We start from the raw sequence: 20,061 nt of genomic DNA on the forward strand, positions 1-20,061 counted from the left end.
CGTCGAGTTATGGATCATGGTGAGTCCATTCCATGCGTTCTCAATTTCTGAGAGAAGAGTCTGAGGTCGTGATGTCGGAGAAGTCCGTGGCGCGTGACGAGGTGGTGGGCGACGAGATGGTGAGTGACCAGAACATCGCCGTCATCGGTATGGCCTGCCGCATACCCGGCGCGTCGACCCCGGACGAGTTCTGGGAGTTGCTGCGCAATGGCGAGAGCGCCATCACGGAGATCCCGGACGACCGGCACGCCGCACAACTCCGGGACGCCGGTATTCGACGCGGCGGCTTCGTCAAACAAGTGGACACCTTCGATCCGGAGTTCTTCGGGATTTCCCCCCGCGAGGCCCTGGCGATGGATCCCCAGCAGCGGCTGGCCCTCGAACTGTGCTGGGAGGCACTGGAGTCCGCGGGTGTCCTCCCGGCCCGGCTCCAGGACAGCCGCACCGGCGTCTTCGTCGGAGCCATCGCCGACGACTACGCGACCCTGACCCACCGGGGCGAGCGGTCCGCCATCACCCAGCACACACTGACCGGCCTCAACCGCGGTCTGATCGCGAACCGCGTCTCCTACGCGCTCGGACTGCGCGGCCCCAGCGTCGCCGTGGACACCGGACAGTCCTCCTCCCTGGCCGCCGTCCACCTCGCCTGCGAGAGCCTGCGGCGCGGCGAGACCGAGACCGCCCTCGCGGGCGGCGTCCAGCTCAACGTCGCCCCCGACAGCTTCCTCGCCGCGTCCCGGTTCGGCGCACTCTCCCCGGACGGCGACTGCTTCACCTTCGACGCCCGCGCCAACGGCTATGTGCGCGGCGAAGGCGGCGGCCTGGTCGTCCTCAAACGGCTGACCGACGCGCTGCGCGACGGGGTCCCCGTCCTGTGTGTGATCCGCGGCTCCGAGGCCAACAACGACGGTGGCGGCGACAGCCTGACCACCCCCGACGCCCAGGGCCAGGCCGCCCTGCTGCGCACCGCCTATGAGCGCGCGGGAGTAGCCCCCTCTCAGGTCCAGTACGTCGAACTGCACGGCACCGGCACCAAGGTCGGGGACCCGGTCGAGGCGCGGGCACTGGGCGAGGTCCTGGGCACCGGCCGGCCCGCCGGAGCACCCCTGCTGGTCGGCTCGGCCAAGACCAACGTGGGCCACCTCGAAGGCGCCGCCGGAATCACCGGGCTCATCAAGACGGTGCTCGCGCTGGTCCACGGTGAACTGCCCCCGAGCCTCAACTACGCGACACCGAACCCCGCGATTCCCCTCGATGAACTCAACCTGCGGGTCCAGACCGTTCTGGGCGAGTGGACCCCGGCCGGGGGCGCCCCGCGGCGTGCGGGAGTCAGCTCGTTCGGCATGGGCGGCACCAATGTGCATGTGGTGCTGGAGCAGGGGCCGGTGGCGGAGCCGGTGGAAGCCGTCGCACCGCAGCCGTCGGTGGTGACGGATGTGGTGCCGTGGGTGGTGTCGGGTCGTGGTGTGGGGGCGTTGCGGGCGCAGGCGGAGCGGTTGCGGGCGTATGTGGCGGCGCGGCCTGAGTTGTCGCCGGTGGATGTGGGCTGTTCGCTGGCGTCGAGCCGTTCCTCGTTCTCTCACCGTGCCACGGTGGTCGGCTCCGACCGCGAGGCGCTGCTCAGCGGTCTCGACCAGATCGCCTCCGGTATCACCCCCGGGACCGTGACGGATGACGAGGGCCGGACGGCGTTGATGTTCACGGGGCAGGGTGCGCAGCGCCTGGGTATGGGGCGTGAGCTGTATGACGCCTTCCCGGTGTTCGCGTCGGTTTTCGACGCTGTCTGTGCGGAGTTGGATCGTCGTCTGGATGGTTCGGTGCGGTCGGTGGTGTTCGGTGAGGATGCCGGGGCGTTGGATCGGACGGTGTTCACGCAGTCGGGGCTGTTCGCCTTTGAGGTGGCGCTGTTCAGCCTGCTGAAGTCCTGGGGTGTGGTGGCGGACTTCTTGGTGGGGCATTCGGTGGGTGAGTTGGCGGCGGCTCATGTGGCGGGGGTGTTCTCGTTGGAGGATGCTTGCGCTTTGGTGGCGGCTCGGGGTCGGTTGATGCAGGCGTTGCCGGAGGGTGGCGCGATGGTGTCTCTTCAGGCGTCTGAAGCCGAGGTATTGCCGCATCTGGCGGGTCTCGAGGATCGGGTGAGTGTGGCGGCGGTCAATGGGCCGCTTGCGACGGTCATCTCCGGTGAGGAGACAGCGGTGTTGGAGATCGCGGAGGCGGTGGGGTGTAAGAGCAAGCGGCTTCGGGTCTCGCATGCGTTCCACTCGCCGTTGATGGAGCCGATGCTCGCCGAGTTCGCCGCCGTCGCGCATCGCATCAGCTATAGCGCGCCTGTCGTCCCGATCGTGTCGAATGTGACGGGTGAGGTGGCTGGTGGGGAGGTGTGCTCTCCGGAGTACTGGGTGCGTCATGTGCGGCAGGCGGTGCGGTTCGCCGATGGGATCCGCACCCTCGAGGCTCAGGGTGTGGCGCGCTTTGTCGAGCTGGGTCCGGCCGGTGTGCTGTGCGGGATGGGTCAGGAATGTGTGTCCGGGGCGGCGTTCGTTCCGTTGCTGCGCAAGGACCGCGACGAGGTCGAGGCGTTGTACACCGGCATCGGCCAGGTGCACGCCCATGGTGGTGTGGTGGACTGGGAGCGGGTGTTCTCGGGTCGTGGGGCCCGACGCGTCGATCTGCCCACCTACGCCTTCCAGCGCCAGCGCTACTGGCTGGACACGCCGCTGCCCGACGCCGCAGGCCCGCTCGCCGGTGAACCGCTGTCGTGGCGTGCGGAGTTCGCGTCCCTGACCGATCCCGCCGAACGCGAGCGGGTGGCGCTCGACCTGGTACGTACGCAGACCGCGCGCGTGCTGGGCCAGCGGCGGCCGGAGGCCGTCGACACGGAAACGGTCTTCAAGGACCTGGGCTTCGACTCGCTCATGTCCGTCGAACTGTGCAACCTGCTCGGTGCCGCCACCGGCCTGCGGTTCCCCGGCAGCCTCCTCTTCGACCACCCCACCCCGCTCGCACTCTCCCGCCACGTCCAGCACGTCGTGGCCGGTTCCCCGGCAGAGGCCGTCGCCCCGACCCGCCGTGCCACCGCCGGTGACGACGAGCCGATCGCGATCGTGGCGATGAGCTGCCGTCTGCCCGGTGGTGTCCGTACCCCGGAGGAGCTGTGGCAGCTGGTCAGTGAGGGCCGGGACGCCATCGCAGGCTTCCCCACCAGCCGCGGCTGGGATCTGGAGGGTCTCTACGACCCGGATCCGGCGCGCCATGGCACCAGCTATGTGCGCGAGGGCGGATTCCTCTACGAGGCCGACCAGTTCGACCCGGCGTTCTTCGGTATCAGCCCGCGCGAGGCCCAGGCGATGGACCCGCAGCAGCGGCTGTTGCTGGAGACGGCGTGGGAGGTGTTCGAGCGGGCCGGTGTCGACCCGGCCTCGGTGAAGGGCAGCGACGGCGGCGTGTTCGTCGGCGCCATGCCCCAGGACTACGGCCCGCGGATGGACGAGGCGTCGGAGGGGTTCGAGGGCTATCTGCTGACCGGCGGCACCACCAGCGTGGCGTCCGGCCGTATCGCGTACACCTTCGGGCTGGAGGGCCCGGCGGTCACCGTCGACACGGCGTGCTCGTCCTCGCTGGTGGCCCTGCATATGGCCTGTCAGTCGCTGCGCCAGGGCGAGTGCTCGCTCGCGCTGGCCGGGGGCGCCACGGTGATGTCCAGTCCCGGCATCTTCGTCGAGCTGAGCCGTCAGAAGGCGCTGTCGCCCGACGCCCGCTGCAAGGCGTTCTCGTCCGACGCCGATGGCACCGGCTGGGGCGAGGGCGTGGGCATGGTGCTGCTGGAGCGGCTGTCGGACGCTCACGCCAACGGCCACCAGGTGCTGGCACTGGTACGCGGCTCCGCCACCAACCAGGACGGCGCCAGCAACGGCCTGACCGCGCCGAGCGGGCCCTCCCAGCAACGTGTCATCCGGCAGGCCCTGGCCGACGCCGGACTGTCCGGCGACGAGGTGGACGCGGTCGAGGCGCATGGCACCGGCACCTCACTGGGCGACCCGATCGAGGCCGGTGCGCTGCTGGCCACGTACGGTCAGGGCCGTCCCGAGAACCGTCCGCTGTGGCTCGGTTCGCTCAAGTCCAACGTCGGCCATCCGCAGGCGGCGGCGGGCGTGGCCGGTGTCATCAAGATGGTGATGGCGCTGCGGCACGGTGTGCTGCCCAGGACGCTGCATGTACGCGAGCCCTCGCCGCACGTCGACTGGTCGTCGGGGGCCGTGGAGCTGCTGACCGAGGCCCGTGAGTGGCCGTCCGTCGAGCGGCCGCGCCGCGCCGGTGTGTCGTCGTTCGGCATCAGTGGCACCAACGCACACGCCATCCTGGAGCAGGCACCGGCGGACACCGCGTCCCCGGAGCACTCGGAGGCCCCGAAACTCCTGGAGCACCCGAAGCCGCTGGAATCGGCCCCCGTCGCCGTACTGCCCTGGGTGCTGACGGGCCGGACCGAGCAGGCGCTGCGCACCCGGGCGGCGGAGCTGCGCGACCACCTCGCGGGCCGTCCCGAAAGCGACGTCGATGTGGCGGAGCTGGGCGGAGCGCTCGCCCTCACCCGGACCGCCTTCGACCACCGCGGGGTTGTGGTCGGCCGGGACCGGGAGCAGCTGCTCGATGGACTCGACGCGCTGGCCGGTGGCACTGCCGCGGCGAACGTGGTCGAGGGCACGGCGCCCGGCGGCGGACGCAAGGCCGTGTTCGTCTTCCCCGGTCAGGGCTCGCAGTGGATCGGTATGGCGCACGCGCTGTGGGAGTCCTCACCCGTCTTCGCCGAGCAGCTGGAGGCGTGTGCCGACGCCCTGGAACCTTTCCTGGACTGGTCGTTGCGCGAGGTGCTGCGCGGCGCGCCGGACGCGCCTTCGCTGTCCCGGATCGATGTGGTCCAGCCCGCGCTGTTCGCGGTGATGGTGTCCCTGGCGGCGCTGTGGCGCTCGTACGGGATCGAACCGGCCGCCGTCGTAGGACATTCGCAGGGCGAGATCGCCGCCGCGTACGTGGCGGGCGGGCTCTCGCTGGAGGACGCCGCCCGGGTCGTGGCCCGGCGCAGCCAGGCGTGGTACGAGCTGAGCGGCAAGGGCGGCATGCTGTCTGTGCTGGCCTCGGCCGAGGCGGTGGCCGGACGGTTGGAGCCCTGGAGCGAGCGGCTGGGCATCGCCGCCGTGAACAGCCCCGCCACCGTGACGGTCTCCGGCGACCCCGAGGCGCTGGACGCCTTCATGGCCGAGCTGGCGGCCGACGGTGTGAAGTCGCGCAGGGTCCCCGGTGTGGACACCGCAGGACACTCCCCGCAGGTCGACGCGTTGCGTGAGCGGCTGCTGCGCGAAGTGGCGGGTGTCGCGCCGATGCCGTCCCGGATCGCGTACTACTCCACGGTGACCGGCGGCGCGCTGGACACCACCGGGCTGGACGCCGGCTACTGGTACCGGAACATGCGCGAGCCCGTGGACTTCGAACGCGCCAGCCGGGCGCTGCTGGCCGACGGGCACACGGCGTTCATCGAGTGCAGTCCGCATCCCATGCTCGCCATGTCGCTCCAGCAGACCGTGGAGGACACCGGGGCGGACGCGATCGTCGTCGGCACCCTGCGCCGCGAGGAGGGCGACGCACAGCGCTTCGCCACCTCGTTCGCCGAAGCGTATGTCCAGGGTGTCGAACCGGCCTGGGACCGGGTGTTCGGTCTGCCCGCGGCGACCGCCGGACGGGGCGCGCCCGGCGCGGACCTGCCCACCTATCCGTTCCAGCGGCAGCGCTACTGGCTGGACAAGCCGGTGGCGACCGGCGATGTGGCCGCGGCCGGACTCGACGCGGCCGAACACCCCCTGCTGGGCGCGGCGGTGGCGCTCGCGGAAGGGAACGGCCATCTGTTCACCGGCCGGATCTCCGCGCAGAGCCACACATGGCTGGCCGACGGAACCGTCCCCGGCATCTCCGTACTGCCGGGCAGCGCCTTCGCCGAGCTCGCGCTGCGCGCGGGCGACCGGGTGGGCTGCGACCGGATCGACGAACTGTCGCTGGACGCGCCCCTGGTGCTGCCCGAGAACGGCGCGATGGTGCTCCAGGTGCATATCGGTGCCCCGGACGGCGAGGGGGCGCGGACGCTCCGTGTCCACGCGCGCGCCGAGGACGCCGATGCCGATGAGCCGTGGACCCGGTGTGCCACGGCCGTCCTCGGCACCGGTGCCCAGGCCCCGGCCTTCGACCTCGCGGTGTGGCCACCGGCCGACGCCGTTCCGGTCGAGGCGGTGGGCGGTGCCGTCGCGGTGTGGCGGCTCGGCGACGATCTGTTCGCCGAGGTGGGACTGACCGTGGACGAGCTGGCCGACGCCGTGCGTTACGGCCTCCACCCGGCACTGCTGGAAGCGGCGGTCGAAGCACTCGACATCCCCCGTGAGGGCCTCCCCGGCGAGGGGCTTCCCGGTGACGGTGGGGAGACGCGGCTCGCGGCCTCGTGGAGCGGGCTGACGCTGTACGCCACCGGCGCCACGGCCCTGCGCGTACGCCTCACCCCGGCCGGGCCGGGCGGTTACGCGCTCAGCGCGGCCGACCTGGACGGCCGACCGGTGGCCTCCGTCGAACGGCTGGTGCCGCGCACCGTGAGCGCGGAGGAGCTGAGCGGTGGCGGCCCCGCCCACCACCCCTCGCTGTTCCGCCTGGAGTGGCCCGTGTCGCCGACCCCGGACATGACCACCGCGCCACCGCTGAACTGGGCGGTTCTCGGCGACGACACTTTGGGCATCGGCCCGGCCGTCGGTGCGGTGGCCTACGACACCACCGCAGAGGCGCCCGATGTGGTGCTCGTGCCCTGCGGCCCGGGGGAGCGGGACGGTGAGGTGGCCGAGGCGGCCCGCACCGCCACCCACCGCGCGCTGGCCCTGATCCAGACGTGGATATCCGATGAGCGGCTGGCCGCCACCCGGCTGGTGTTCGTCACCCGGGGCGCCATCGCGGCCGCACCCGGCGACGATGTCCCTGATGTGGCCCACGCCGCGGTGTGGGGCCTGGTGCGCTCGGCGCAGTCGGAGAACCCCGGCCGGTTCGTCCTGGTCGACCTCGATGGACACCCCGAGTCGGCGGACCGCCTGGCGCACGCGGTGGCCTCGGGCGAGCCCCAGTCCGCGCTGCGCGAAGGCCGGACGAGGGTGCCACGGCTGGGCCGGGTGGCCGTCGGAACCGGCGAACACCTCGACGGCCGCCGGATGGACCCCGAGGGCACGGTGCTCATCACCGGCGCCACCGGCACCCTCGGCGGCCTGGTCGCCCGCCACCTGGTGACCGAGGGCGGCGTACGGCATCTCCTGCTCCTCAGCCGACGGGGATCCGCTGCCGAGGGCATGCCCGAACTGTGCGCCGAACTGGAAGAGCGGGGAGCATCCGCCACCGTCGTCGCCTGTGACGCGGCCGACCGTCGGGCGCTCGCCGACGTCCTCTCCGCGATACCCGCCGACCGTCCGCTCACCGCCGTCATCCACGCCGCGGGCGTCCTCGACGACGGCGTGGTGGACGCGCTGACCCCCGAGCGCGTCGACCGGGTGATGCGGCCCAAGACCGACGCGGCGCAGCATCTGCACGAGCTGACCGCCGGACTCGACCTGGCCGCCTTCGTGCTGTACTCCTCGGTCGTCGCCACCATCGGCAACGCGGGACAGGCCAACTACGCCGCCGCCAACGCCTTCCTGGACGCGCTGGCCCAGCACCGCAGGGCCCGCGGTCTGGCCGCCCAGTCCCTCGCCTGGGGCCTGTGGGAGCAGCGCAGCGGAATGAGCGGCCACATGGCCGACGCCGATGTCCAGCGGATGGCCCGCTCCGGTATCCGGCCACTGCCCAGCGCGGAGGGTATGGAACTCTTCGACGCCGCGCGGGCCGTCGGCGATGCCACCATGGTGCCGGTCCGGCTCGACCTGGCCGAGCTGCGTCGCCGGGCCGCGAGCGGCACCCCGGAACAGCCCGCCGTCCCGGCCTGGTTGCGCGGTCTGGTCAGGACCCCCACCCGGCGTGTCGTACGAGCTGCCGGGGCGGCCGGGGACTCCGGCGGCGGCGAGAGCTCCTTCGGCGGTCGGTTGGCCGCGCTGCCACCCGCCGAGCGGGAGCCCTTTCTGCTGGACCTGGTCCGTGAACACGCCGCGTCCGTCCTGGGACTCACGTCCTCGGACGAGATCGAGGCCAACCGGGCCTTCCGGGAGGTGGGCTTCGACTCGCTCACCGCCGTCGAACTGCGCAACCGGCTCAACGCCGCCACCGGGCTGCGGCTGCCGACCACCCTCCTCTTCGACTACCCCACCCCCGCCGTCCTCGTCGGCCATCTGCGCCGCGAGGCCCTGGGCGAGGAGGAGCGCACCGAGGCCGTGGTGGCCGCCATCCGCCCGGTCGACGACGACCCCATCGCCATCGTGGCCATGAGCTGCCGGCTGCCGGGCGGTGTCCGCGGGCCCGAGGACCTGTGGAAGCTGGTGGCCGACGGCCGGGACGTCATCTCGACGTTCCCGACCGACCGCGGCTGGAACGTCGAGGAGTTGTACGACCCCAACCCCGACACCCCCGGCAAGAGCTATGCGAAGGAAGGCGGTTTCCTCTACGACGCCTACCACTTCGACCCCGAGTTCTTCGGTATCTCCCCGCGCGAGGCGCTGGCCATGGACCCGCAGCAGCGGCTGCTGCTGGAGACCTCATGGGAGGCGCTGGAGCGGGCGGGCATCGACCCCCACACCACCAAGGGCGGCTCCGGCGGCGTGTTCATCGGCAGCACCGGCCAGGACTACGCCGCACACCTCAGCGAGATTCCCCAGGACATGGAGGGTTATCTGCTGACCGGCAAGGCCGCCAGTGTGGTGTCCGGCCGGATCGCCTACTCCCTGGGCTGGGAAGGTCCGGCGCTCACCATCGACACCGCCTGCTCGTCCTCGCTCGTCGCCATTCACCAGGCCGCGCAGGCGCTGCGCCAGGGGGAGTGCGGGTTGGCGCTGGCGGGCGGTACCACGATGATGTCCACGCCCAGCCTGTTCATCGAGTTCAGCCGTCAGCGCGGGCTCGCACCCGACGGACGTTCCAAGGCGTTCTCCTCCGACACCGACGGCACCAGCTGGGGCGAGGGCGTCAGCATGGTGCTGCTGGAGCGGTTGTCGGACGCACGGGCCAACGGCCATCCGGTACTGGCCCTCGTACGCGGCTCCGCCGTCAACCAGGACGGCGCGAGCAACGGCCTCACCGCCCCCAATGGACCGTCCCAGCAGCGCGTCATCCGGCAGGCGCTCGCCAACGCCGGGCTGACGGCGGCCGAGGTGGACGCCGTGGAGGCACACGGCACCGGCACCCGGCTCGGCGACCCCATCGAGGCACAGGCCATTCTGGCCACGTACGGCCAGGGACGTGAGGCGGACCGGCCACTGCGGCTCGGTGCGCTCAAGTCCAACATCGGCCATACACAGGGTGCGGCGGGTGGCGCCGGGGTCATCAAGATGGTCATGGCGCTGCGCGAAGGGCTGCTGCCCAGGACGTTGCACATCAAGGCGCCGACACCCCATGTGGACTGGACGGCGGGTGAGGTCGAGCTGCTGACCGAGGCCAGGGACTGGCCCCGGTCGGAACGCGCGCGCCGCGCCGGTGTCTCGGCCTTCGGTATCAGTGGCACCAACGCCCATCTGATCCTGGAGGAGGCTCCCGACGAGCCCGCTGACACGGACACCGTCGCGGAGCAGCCCATGGACACGGCTGTGGTGACGGATGTGGTGCCGTGGGTGGTGTCGGGGCGTGGTGTGGGGGCGTTGCGGGCGCAGGCGGAGCGGTTGCGGGCGTATGTGGCGGCGCGGCCTGAGCTTTCGCCGGTGGATGTGGGCTATTCGCTGGTGTTGAGCCGTTCCTCGTTCTCCCACCGTGCCACGGTGGTCGGCTCCGACCGTGAGGCGCTGCTCAGCGGTCTCGACCAGATCGCCTCCGGTATCACCCCCGGCGCCGTGACGGATGACGAGGGCCGGACGGCGTTGATGTTCACGGGGCAGGGTGCCCAGCGCCTGGGTATGGGGCGTGAGTTGTATGAGGCTTTCCCGGTGTTCGCTTCGGTCTTCGACGCTGTCTGTGCGGAGTTGGATCGTCGTCTGGATGGTTCGGTGCGGTCGGTGGTGTTCGGTGAGGATGCCGGGGCGTTGGATCGGACGGTGTTCACGCAGTCGGGGCTGTTCGCCTTTGAGGTGGCGCTGTTCAGCCTGCTGGAGTCCTGGGGCGTGGTGGCGGACTTCTTGGTGGGGCATTCGGTGGGTGAGTTGGCGGCGGCTCATGTGGCGGGGGTGTTCTCGTTGGAGGATGCTTGCGCTTTGGTGGCGGCTCGGGGTCGGTTGATGCAGGCGTTGCCGGAGGGTGGCGCGATGGTGTCTCTTCAGGCGCCTGAAGCCGAGGTATTGCCGCATCTGGCGGGTCTCGAGGATCGGGTGAGTGTGGCGGCGGTCAATGGACCGCTTGCAACGGTCATCTCCGGTGAGGAGACAGCGGTGTTGGAGATCGCGGAGGCGGTGGGGTGTAAGAGCAAGCGGCTTCGGGTCTCGCATGCGTTCCACTCGCCGTTGATGGAGCCGATGCTCGCCGAGTTCGCCGCCGTCGCGCATCGCATCAGCTATAGCGCGCCTGTCGTCCCGATCGTGTCGAATGTGACGGGTGAGGTGGCTGGTGGGGAGGTGTGCTCTCCGGAGTACTGGGTGCGTCATGTGCGGCAGGCGGTGCGGTTCGCCGATGGCATCCGCACCCTCAGGGCTCAGGGGGTGACGCGCTTTGTCGAGCTGGGTCCGGCCGGCGTGCTGTGCGGGATGGGTCAGGAATGTGTGTCCGGGGCGGCGTTCGTTCCGTTGCTGCGCAAGGACCGCGACGAGGTCGAGGCGTTGTACACCGGCATCGGCCAGGTGCACGCCCATGGCGGTGCGGTGGACTGGGAGCGGGTGTTCTCGGGCCGTGGAGCCCACCGCGTCGAGCTGCCCACTTACGCCTTCCAGCGCCAACGCTACTGGTTCGAAGCTCCCGCCACCCCCAAGTCCACATCCGGGACCGGCTCCGTGGACACGACCTCCGTCGAGGCGCGCTTCTGGGACGCGGTCGAACGCGAGGACCTGGACGCCCTGACTGCCACCCTGGAGATCGACGGGCAGGCACAGCTCAGCGATCTGCTGCCCGCGCTCTCCTCCTGGCGCCGTGGTCAGAGCGACCGCGCCACCATCGACTCCTGGCGGTACCGCGTCACCTGGTCACCCGTGGCCGACGAGCCACGGACGGCCCTCTCCGGAACCTGGTTCGTGGCGGTCCCCGAAGACCGGGCCGACGGCGCCGTGGTGGCGGCCGTACTGCACGCCCTCGACACGCGCGGCGCCCGGGCCGTACCCCTGCGGCTGCCCGCGACCGCCACGCGCGGCACGGTGGCCGAGGGGCTGCGTACGGCGATGGCGAGCCATGGCACCCCGGCCGGTGTGCTGTCGCTGCTCGCCCTCGACGACGGCCCGCACCTCGAACACCCCGCGCTCACCACCGGACTTGCCCTCAACCTCGCGCTGGTCCAGGCCCTGGGTGACGGCGGGGTCACCACCCCGCTGTGGCTCGCCACCGTCGGCGCCGTGTCGGTGGGTGGATCCGACCCCGTGGCCAGTCCCGAGCAGGCGGCCACCTGGGGCATGGGTCGGGTCGCCGCCCTGGAACACCCGGGGCGCTGGGGCGGTCTGGTCGACCTCCGCGGGGACGTCGACGAGCGGACCGCGGACCGGCTGTGCGCGGTGCTGGCGGGCATCGCCGGAGAGAGCGGCACCGAGGACCAGCTCGCGGTGCGCGACGCGGGGGTGTTCGCCCGACGGCTCGTCCGGGCGCCCCTGCGCACCCCCGGCGGCGAGAGCTGGAAACCGCACGGCACCGTGCTGATCACCGGTGGCACCGGGGGGCTCGGCGCCCAGGTGGCCCGTCGGCTGGCCCGTACGGGTGCCGAACACCTCGTGCTCACCAGCCGCCGTGGTCTCGCCGCGCCGGGCGCCGCCGCACTGCGCGACGAGCTCGTCGCGCTGGGCGAGGGCGCCGTACGGGTCACGGTGGCCGCCTGCGATGTACGCGACCGGGACCAGGTCGCCGCGCTGCTGGGCGATGTCACGGCCGCGGGCGACCCGGTCGGCGCGGTGTTCCATGCCGCCGGGGTGGTGGCGTTCTCCCAGCTCGCCGACAGCACGGTGGCGGAGTTCGCGGAGATGGCCGACGGCAAGGTGCTGGGCGCCCGCCACCTTGACGAACTGCTCGAGCCGGACCACCTCGAGGCGTTTGTGCTGTTCTCGTCGATCGCCGCGGCCTGGGGGAGTGGCGGCCAGGGCGCGTACGCCGCCGCCAACGCCTTCCTGGACGCCCTCGCCGAACACCGCGTGGCACGAGGTCTGCCCGCCACCTCCGTCGCCTGGGGGCCGTGGGCCGACCGGGGCATGATCGAGCAGGGTGAGGTGGCGGAGCATCTCAGCCGGCGTGGACTCCCCGCCATGGCACCGGAGTTGACGGTCGCGGCGCTCGGCGAGGCACTGCACACCGGCGAGCCCTCGCTCGTCCTCGCCGATGTGCGCTGGGACCGGTTCGTCCCCGGATTCACCGCGGCCCGGCGACGTCCGCTGATCGGTGAACTGCCCGAGGTGCGCGCCGTCCTCGCCGCCCCCGCCGACAGCGACGCCGCCATACAGGACGACCGGGGACATGACTTTGTCGAGAGCCTGGCGGGGCTGTCGGACGACGAGGTGGACCGGGCCCTGCGCGACCTGGTGCACACCCAGGCGGCGGCCGTGCTCGGCCACTCCTCGTCCGACGCGGTCGCCACCGGGCGTGCGTTCAAGGAGCTGGGCTTCGACTCGCTGACCGCCGTCGAGTTGCGCAACCGGCTGAGCGCCGTCACCGGACTCGACCTCCCCGCCGCCCTGGTCTTCGACTATCCGGCACCCGCGACACTCGCCGCGCACCTGCGGGCCGAACTGCCGCTGGACCGCACGGCGGCGGACGCCGACGCGCTCCTCGGCCAGCTGGACACCTGGGAGTCCGCGCTGCCGGAGCTGCTGACCGACGACGCGGTGCGGGAGCGGGTGACGGCCCGGTTCCACCGCCTCATGGCGAAGCTGGGCGAGCCGCCGGAGGAGCACACCGTGGCGCGATCCGTCGACACCACCCTTCTGTCCGCGACCGCCGACGAGGTCTTCGACTTCATCGACAACGAATTCGGGGCTGCCTGATGGCGAACGAGAACGAAGAGAAACTCCTCACCTACCTCAAGCGGGTCTCCGCCGACCTCAAGCAGGCCCGCTACCGTCTCGATGAGATCGAGACCGCGGAGCGGGAGCCGATCGCCGTCGTCTCGATGGGCTGCCGTTTCCCCGGCGGTGTCCGGTCCCCCGAGGAGTTGTGGCGGCTGGTGGCCGACGGGCGGGACGCCGTCGCCGAGTTCCCCGCCAATCGGGGCTGGGATGTCGAGGGACTGTACGACCCGGATCCCGGCCGGTCCGGCACCTGCAACACCCGCGAGGGCGGGTTCGTCTACGACGCCGACCGGTTCGACCCCGCCTTCTTCGGGATCTCGCCGCGCGAGGCGCTGGCCATGGACCCGCAGCAGCGGCTGCTGCTCGAAGTGTCCTGGGAGGCCATCGAGCGCGCGGGCATCGATCCGCTGTCGCTGAAGGGGACCAAGGCGGGGGTGTACGTCGGGCTCGCCTCGTTCCAGTACGGCGGGGACCCGCAGTACGCGCCGGACGGTGTCGAGGGCCATCTGCTCATCGGCAATGTCACCAGCGTCGCGTCCGGCCGGATCGCCTACACCCTCGGCCTCGAGGGGCCCGCGATCACCCTGGACACCGCGTGCTCGTCCTCGCTGGTGACCCTGCACCTCGCGGCCCAGGCGCTGCGGCGTGGCGAATGCGCGCTGGCGCTCGCGGGCGGTGCGGCCATCATGTCCACCCCGGGTGTCTTCGTGGAGTTCAGCCATCAGCGCGGACTCGCCGCCGACGGCCGCTGCAAGTCGTTCGCCGCGGGCGCCGACGGCACCGGCTGGGGCGAGGGCGCGGGCATGGTGCTGCTGGAACGGCTGTCCGACGCGCGGGCCAACGGCCACCCGGTGCTCGCGGTGCTGCGGTCCAGCGCCGTCAACCAGGACGGTGCGAGCAACGGCCTCGCCGCGCCCAACGGCCCCGCACAGCGCCGGGTCATCGAGGCGGCGCTCTCCGGCGCCGGACTGTCGGTGGACGACGTCGACGCCGTCGAGGCGCATGGCACCGGTACGGCGCTGGGCGATCCGATCGAGGCGGGCGCGCTGCTGGCCACCTATGGCAAGGGCCGCTCGTCCGGCCATCCGCTGTGGCTGGGTTCGCTGAAGTCCAACATCGGCCACACCCAGGCCGCGGCCGGGGTCGGTGGTGTCATCAAGACGGTGATGGCGCTGCGCCACGGAGTGCTGCCCAAAACCCTGCACGCCGAGACCGCGACATCCGCCGTGAACTGGGCCTCGGGCGCGGTCGAGCTGCTGACGGACACCAGGCCGTGGCCGGACCGTGGCCGCCCGCGCCGCGCCGGGGTGTCCGCGTTCGGCGTGAGCGGCACCAACGCACATGTCATCCTCGAACAGGCCCCGGCCGCCGAGGAGAACGCGACGGAGCACACCGTCCCGGAACCGGGCGGGACCGCGCTCGGCGGGCCCCAGGTGCCCTGGGTGCTCTCGGGGCGCAGCGAGGCCGCGCTGCGTGCGCGGGCCGCGGAACTGCTGTCCCATGTGGCCGACCGCCCCGAGCTGACCCCGGCCGGTGTCGGCGGTTCACTCGCGGTGGGCCGGTCGGCCTTCGAGTACCGCGCCACCGTGGTGGGCGGCGACCGCGACACGCTGCTCGGCGGCCTGGAGTCGCTGGCCTCCGGTACCGCGGCCACGCAGGCCGTACGGGGCGAGGGCGCGGCGGCGGCCGAGGCGCGTCCGGTGTTCGTGTTCCCGGGACAGGGCTCCCAGTGGACGGGTATGGCGGTCGAACTCCTCGACAGCTCACCGGTGTTCGCGCGGCGGATCATGGAGTGCGAGACGGCCCTGTCGGCCTTCGTGGACTGGCCGCTGACCGGTGTGCTGAGGGGCGAAGGGCCGGGTCTCGAGCGGGTGGATGTCGTCCAGCCCGCGCTGTGGGCGGTGATGGTGTCGCTGGCCGAGGTATGGCGGACGTACGGAGTCACCCCCGCGGCCGTCATGGGCCATTCCCAGGGCGAGATCGCGGCGGCCGTGGTGGCGGGTGCGCTGTCGCTGGAGGACGGCGCGCGGGTGGTGGCGCTGCGGTCGCAGGCCATCGCCCGTGGACTCGCGGGCCGCGGCGGCATGATGTCGGTGGCGCTCCCGGTGGAGTCGCTGTGCGAACGCATCGCGGCGTGGGACGGGCGGATCTCGCTGGCCGCGGTCAACGGTCCCGGTGCGATGGTGGTGTCGGGCGAGCCCGACGCGCTGCGCGAACTCCAGGCCGTCTGTGAGTCCGAGGACATCCGCGCCAAACGGATCCCGGTGGACTACGCCTCGCACTCCGCGCAGGTGGAATCCCTCCACGAGGAACTGCTCGACCTCCTCGCCCCCATCCGCGCGCGCACCTCACGCCTCACCTTCCACTCCACCGTCACCGGCGAGGCCATGGACACCGCCGGGCTCGACGCCGCCTACTGGGCGCGCAACCTGCGTGAGACCGTACGGCTGGAAGCGGCCACCCGCGGACTGCTCAGCGGCGGCCACCGGCTGTTCATCGAGGTCAGTCCGCACCCCGTACTGGCCGCCGCCATCGAGTCCACCATCGAGGACGCCGAGGGCGCGGCGGCCGTCATCGGCACCCTGCGCCGCGAGGAGGGTGGTCCGCGGCGGATGCTGCTCTCGCTCGCCCAGGCGTATGTCCGGGGCGCGGAAGTGGACTGGCGGGGACTGTTCGCCGACCGCGGCGGACCGCGGGTGGACCTGCCCACCTATCCGTTCCAGCGTGACCGCTACTGGGTCGAGCCCCGGACGGCACACACCACCGCCACGGCCGGCCCGTCCGACGCCGACTTCTGGGCCGCCGTCGACAGTGCCGATCTGGAGACCCTGACGGCGGAGCTGGGCGCCGCGGCGGACACCCCGCTCAGCGATGTGGTCCCGCTGCTGTCCTCGTGGCGGACCCGGCGGAACGACCAGGCGGAGCTGGACGGTTGGCGCTACCGCATCGGCTGGCAGCCGCTCGACCGCCCCGGTGACACCGCCGTGTCCGGGGCCTGGCTGGTGGTGGCCCCCGCCGACGGGGCCGCGGCCCCGGCCGTCGAGGCCATCACCGCCCACCTCGCCGAACGCGGCGCCACGGTCGTCCTCGTCGGTATCGCCGCGGAGGAGACCGACCGCGCACGGCTCGCCACCCGGCTCAGCGACGCCCTCGGCCGGGCCGGGAACCCCGTCGGCGTGTTGTCGCTGCTCGCGCTCGACGAGGCTCCGCACCCCGTATGGCCGGACGTGCCCACCGGCTGTGCCACCACCCTCACCCTCGTCCAGGCCCTGGGCGACACCGGTGTCGACGCGCCCCTGTGGTGTGTCACCAGCGGTGCGGTCGCCACCGGTGGCGCCGACCGCCCGACCGCTCCCCGCCAAGCCCTCATCTGGGGTCTGGGAGGCGCCGTGGCCCTGGAACACCCGCAGCGCTGGGGCGGTCTGGTCGACCTGCCGGGGAGACTCGACACCGCCGCGCTCATGGCCCTCACCGGTGCCCTCACCCGCCAGGACGGTGAGGACCAGCTGGCGATCCGCCCGTCCGGCACCCTCGCCCGGCGGCTGCGGCGAGCCGGTGCCACCCCGCCCGGCGAGGGCTGGCGGCCCCGTGGCACCGTCCTCATCACCGGTGGCACCGGCGGAGTCGGCGGCCAGCTCGCCCGCACCCTCGTCCGCGACGGCGCCGAACATGTGGTGCTGGCCGGCCGTCGTGGCCCCGACGCCCCGGGAGCGTCCGCCCTGTCGGCCGAACTCACCGGCCTCGGTGCCCGGGTGACCATCGCCGCCTGCGACGTGGCCGACCGCGAGGCCCTGGCCGCCCTGCTGGACACCCTCACCGGCGACGGAGTGGACCACGGCGACGGAGTGGACCATCCGCTCACCGCCGTGGTGCACGCCGCGGGCACGCTCGACGACGCCACCGTGGACGCCCTCACCCCGGAGCAGCTCCAAGGGGTGCTGCGCCCCAAGGTGTCGGGCGCCCACCATCTGCACGAGCTCACCCGGGATCTGGACCTCGACGCGTTCGTGCTGTTCTCCTCGATCGCGGGCACCGTGGGCGCCGCGGGCCAGGGCAACTACGCGGCGGCCAATGCCTGTCTCGACGCGCTCGCCCAGTCGCGCCGCGCCGAGGGTCTGCCCGCCACCTGCGTTGCCTGGAGCGCGTGGGCCGGGGGCGGCATGATCGACGGCGAGATGGCGGACCAGCTCCGACGGCGCGGGGTGGCGCCGATGGACGGCGAACGGACGGCCGGGATCCTGAGCCGGACGGTCGCACGGGACGAGCCCTTCCTCGTGGTGGCCGACATCGACTGGGAGCGTTTCGCCCCCGCACTGTCCGCCACCCGGCCCCTGCCGCTGCTGGCCGATATCCCCGAGGCCGCCGCCCCCACCGGCGCGGTGACGGGCGGGGCGGAACAGGAGGAGAGCGGTGGCGGAGGCGCGTTGCGCGCACGGCTCGCCGGGCTGAGCCCCGCCGACCGCGACCCCGCGCTCGCCGAGCTGGTGGCCGAACAGGCCGCCGCCGCGCTGGGTTACACCGATGCCACCGCCGTCGAGTCCGGACGGCCCTTCAAGGAACTGGGCTTCGACTCGCTCACCGCGGTCGAGCTGCGCAACCGGCTCAACGCCGCCACCGGACTGCGGCTGCCGGTCACCCTCGTCTTCGATTATCCGACCGCCGATGACCTCGCCGGACTGCTGCGCGACGAACTCCTGCCGTCGCACGGGGACACCGCCGGGGAGACCGCGGACACCGCGTCCCTCGCCGCCGCCGACCGTGCTCAGTCCGCCCTCGCGGCACTGGAGTTGGAGGACATCGAAGCGGCCACCGACGACGAGATGTTCGACCTGCTCGACGGGATGTTCGACCTGCTGGGCCGGGAGATCACGGCCTGATGACCCGCCGCCCGACCCCCACGGCTGCCACCGGCACTCCGGCCCTCTTGAGGAGCTGACGACAGATGGACAACGAGAAGAAGCTGCGCGACTACCTCAAGCGGGCCACCGGCCACCTCCGCGCCGCCCACCGGCGGATCCAGGACCTCCAGACGCCCGAACCCCTCGCCATCGTGGCGATGAACTGCCGCTACGCGGGCGATATCCGGTCCCCCGAGGACCTGTGGGACGCCGTGGCAGAGGGCCGCGACGGCATCGGGGACTTCCCCGCCGACCGCGGATGGGACCTGGCCAACCTCTTCGACCCCGATCCCGATATCGAGGGCCGCACCTACGCCCGCCAGGGCGGATTTCTCTACGACGCCGACCGGTTCGACCCCGCCTTCTTCGGGATATCGCCCCGTGAGGCCCTGACCATGGACCCGCAGCAGCGGCTGCTGCTCGAAGTGGTCTGGGAGACTTTCGAGCGCGCCGGGATCGACCCCGGGACCCTGCGCGGCAGCGACACCGGCATCTTCATGGGTGCCACCGACTTCGACTACGCCCGCGGACTGACCCGGCTCCCCGAAGGGCTCGAAGGCCAGATGTCCATGGGCGCCTCCGGCGCCATCCTCTCCGGCCGGGTCGCGTACACCCTGGGCCTGGAGGGCCCCGCCGTCACGGTCGACACCATGTGCTCGTCCTCGCTGGTGGCCCTGCACATGGCCTGCCAGTCGCTGCGCCAGGGTGACTGCGCGATGGCGCTCACCGGTGGCACCACCGTGATGTCCACACCGGGCGGCTTCATCGAGTTCAGCCGTCAGCGGGCGCTGTCCGCCTCCTCCCGCTGCCAGGCGTTCTCCTCCACGGCCGACGGCACCGCCTGGGGCGAGGGCGTCGGTGTGCTGCTGCTGGAGCGGCTGTCCGACGCGCGGCGCAACGGCCATGAGGTGCTGGCCGTCGTCCGCGGCTCCGCGATCAACCAGGACGGTGCGAGCAACGGTCTGACCGCCCCCAACGGCCGGGCGCAGCAACGGGTGATCCGCCAGGCGCTGGCCAACGCCGCCCTGTCCGGCGGGGACGTCGACGCGGTGGAGGCACATGGCACCGGGACCTCACTCGGCGACCCGATCGAGGCGGGCGCGCTGCTCGCCACCTACGGCCGGAACCGCCCCTCGGACCGGCCGCTGTGGCTGGGCTCGCTGAAGTCCAACGTCGGCCACACCGCGGCCGCCGCCGGTGTCGGCGGTGTCATCAAGATGGTGCAGGCCATTCGCCATGGCGCACTGCCCAGGACACTGCATATCGAGGAGCCGTCGCCCAATGTCGACTGGTCCTCCGGCGCCGTGGAACTCCTCATGGAACCGCGCCCGTGGCCGGAGACCGGCCGCGCCCGGCGCGCCGGGGTGTCCGCCTTCGGCGCCAGTGGCACCAATGCCCATGCCATCATCGAACAAGCCCCCGAGGAAGCGCCGTTGACGGCCGCCGACGCCTCCGCCGTCGCCCCGGTCGGGAGCACGTCGGTGCCGTGGGTGGTGTCGGCGAAGAGCGAGACCGCGCTGCGGGCGCAGGCCGAGCGGCTGGTGTCCCATCTGGAGGGGCGGCCCGGGCTGTCCCCGGCCGATGTGGGGTACTCCCTGGCCACCACGCGTGCCACCTTCGACCACCGTGCGGTGGTGGTCGGCCGGACCCCGGAGGACTTCCGCGCCGGTCTCACGGCGCTCTCCCGCGCCGAACCCGGTGGTGTGGTGGCCCAGGGTGTCGTGGGTCCCGTCGGAAAGCCCGTGTTCGTGTTTCCGGGGCAGGGGTCGCAGTGGGTGGGTATGGCGGTGGAGTTGCTTGAGGTGTCGCCTGTGTTCGGGCGGCGGATGGCGGAGTGTGAGGCGGCGCTGTCGGGGTTTGTGGAGTGGGGGCTGTCGGGTGTGTTGCGGGGT

Annotated in this window: 3 protein-coding genes; all 3 read left to right on the forward strand. The window is 72.3% G+C overall.

Annotated elements, in window-relative coordinates; all coding sequences use genetic code 11:
* Positions 1-71 precede the first annotated feature (71 nt).
* The gene (locus AB0C66_RS31355) at positions 72-13,247 is read left to right on the forward strand and encodes a type I polyketide synthase (protein WP_362446202.1); all 13,176 of its coding nucleotides are present in this window, start codon (positions 72-74) and stop codon (positions 13,245-13,247) included.
* A complete protein-coding gene (locus AB0C66_RS31360; RefSeq protein WP_362446205.1) occupies positions 13,247-18,148 on the forward strand; it encodes a type I polyketide synthase in 4,902 nt (1,633 codons plus the stop codon). Before AB0C66_RS31355 ends, AB0C66_RS31360 begins: the two co-directional genes overlap by 1 nt.
* A gap of 65 nt (positions 18,149-18,213) precedes the next feature.
* Positions 18,214-20,061: type I polyketide synthase (locus tag AB0C66_RS31365; protein WP_362446208.1), on the forward strand; the 1,848-nt coding region annotated here is incomplete at its 3' end.

The organism is Streptomyces sp. NPDC048636 (assembly GCF_040650655.1).
Taxonomy (GTDB): domain Bacteria; phylum Actinomycetota; class Actinomycetes; order Streptomycetales; family Streptomycetaceae; genus Streptomyces.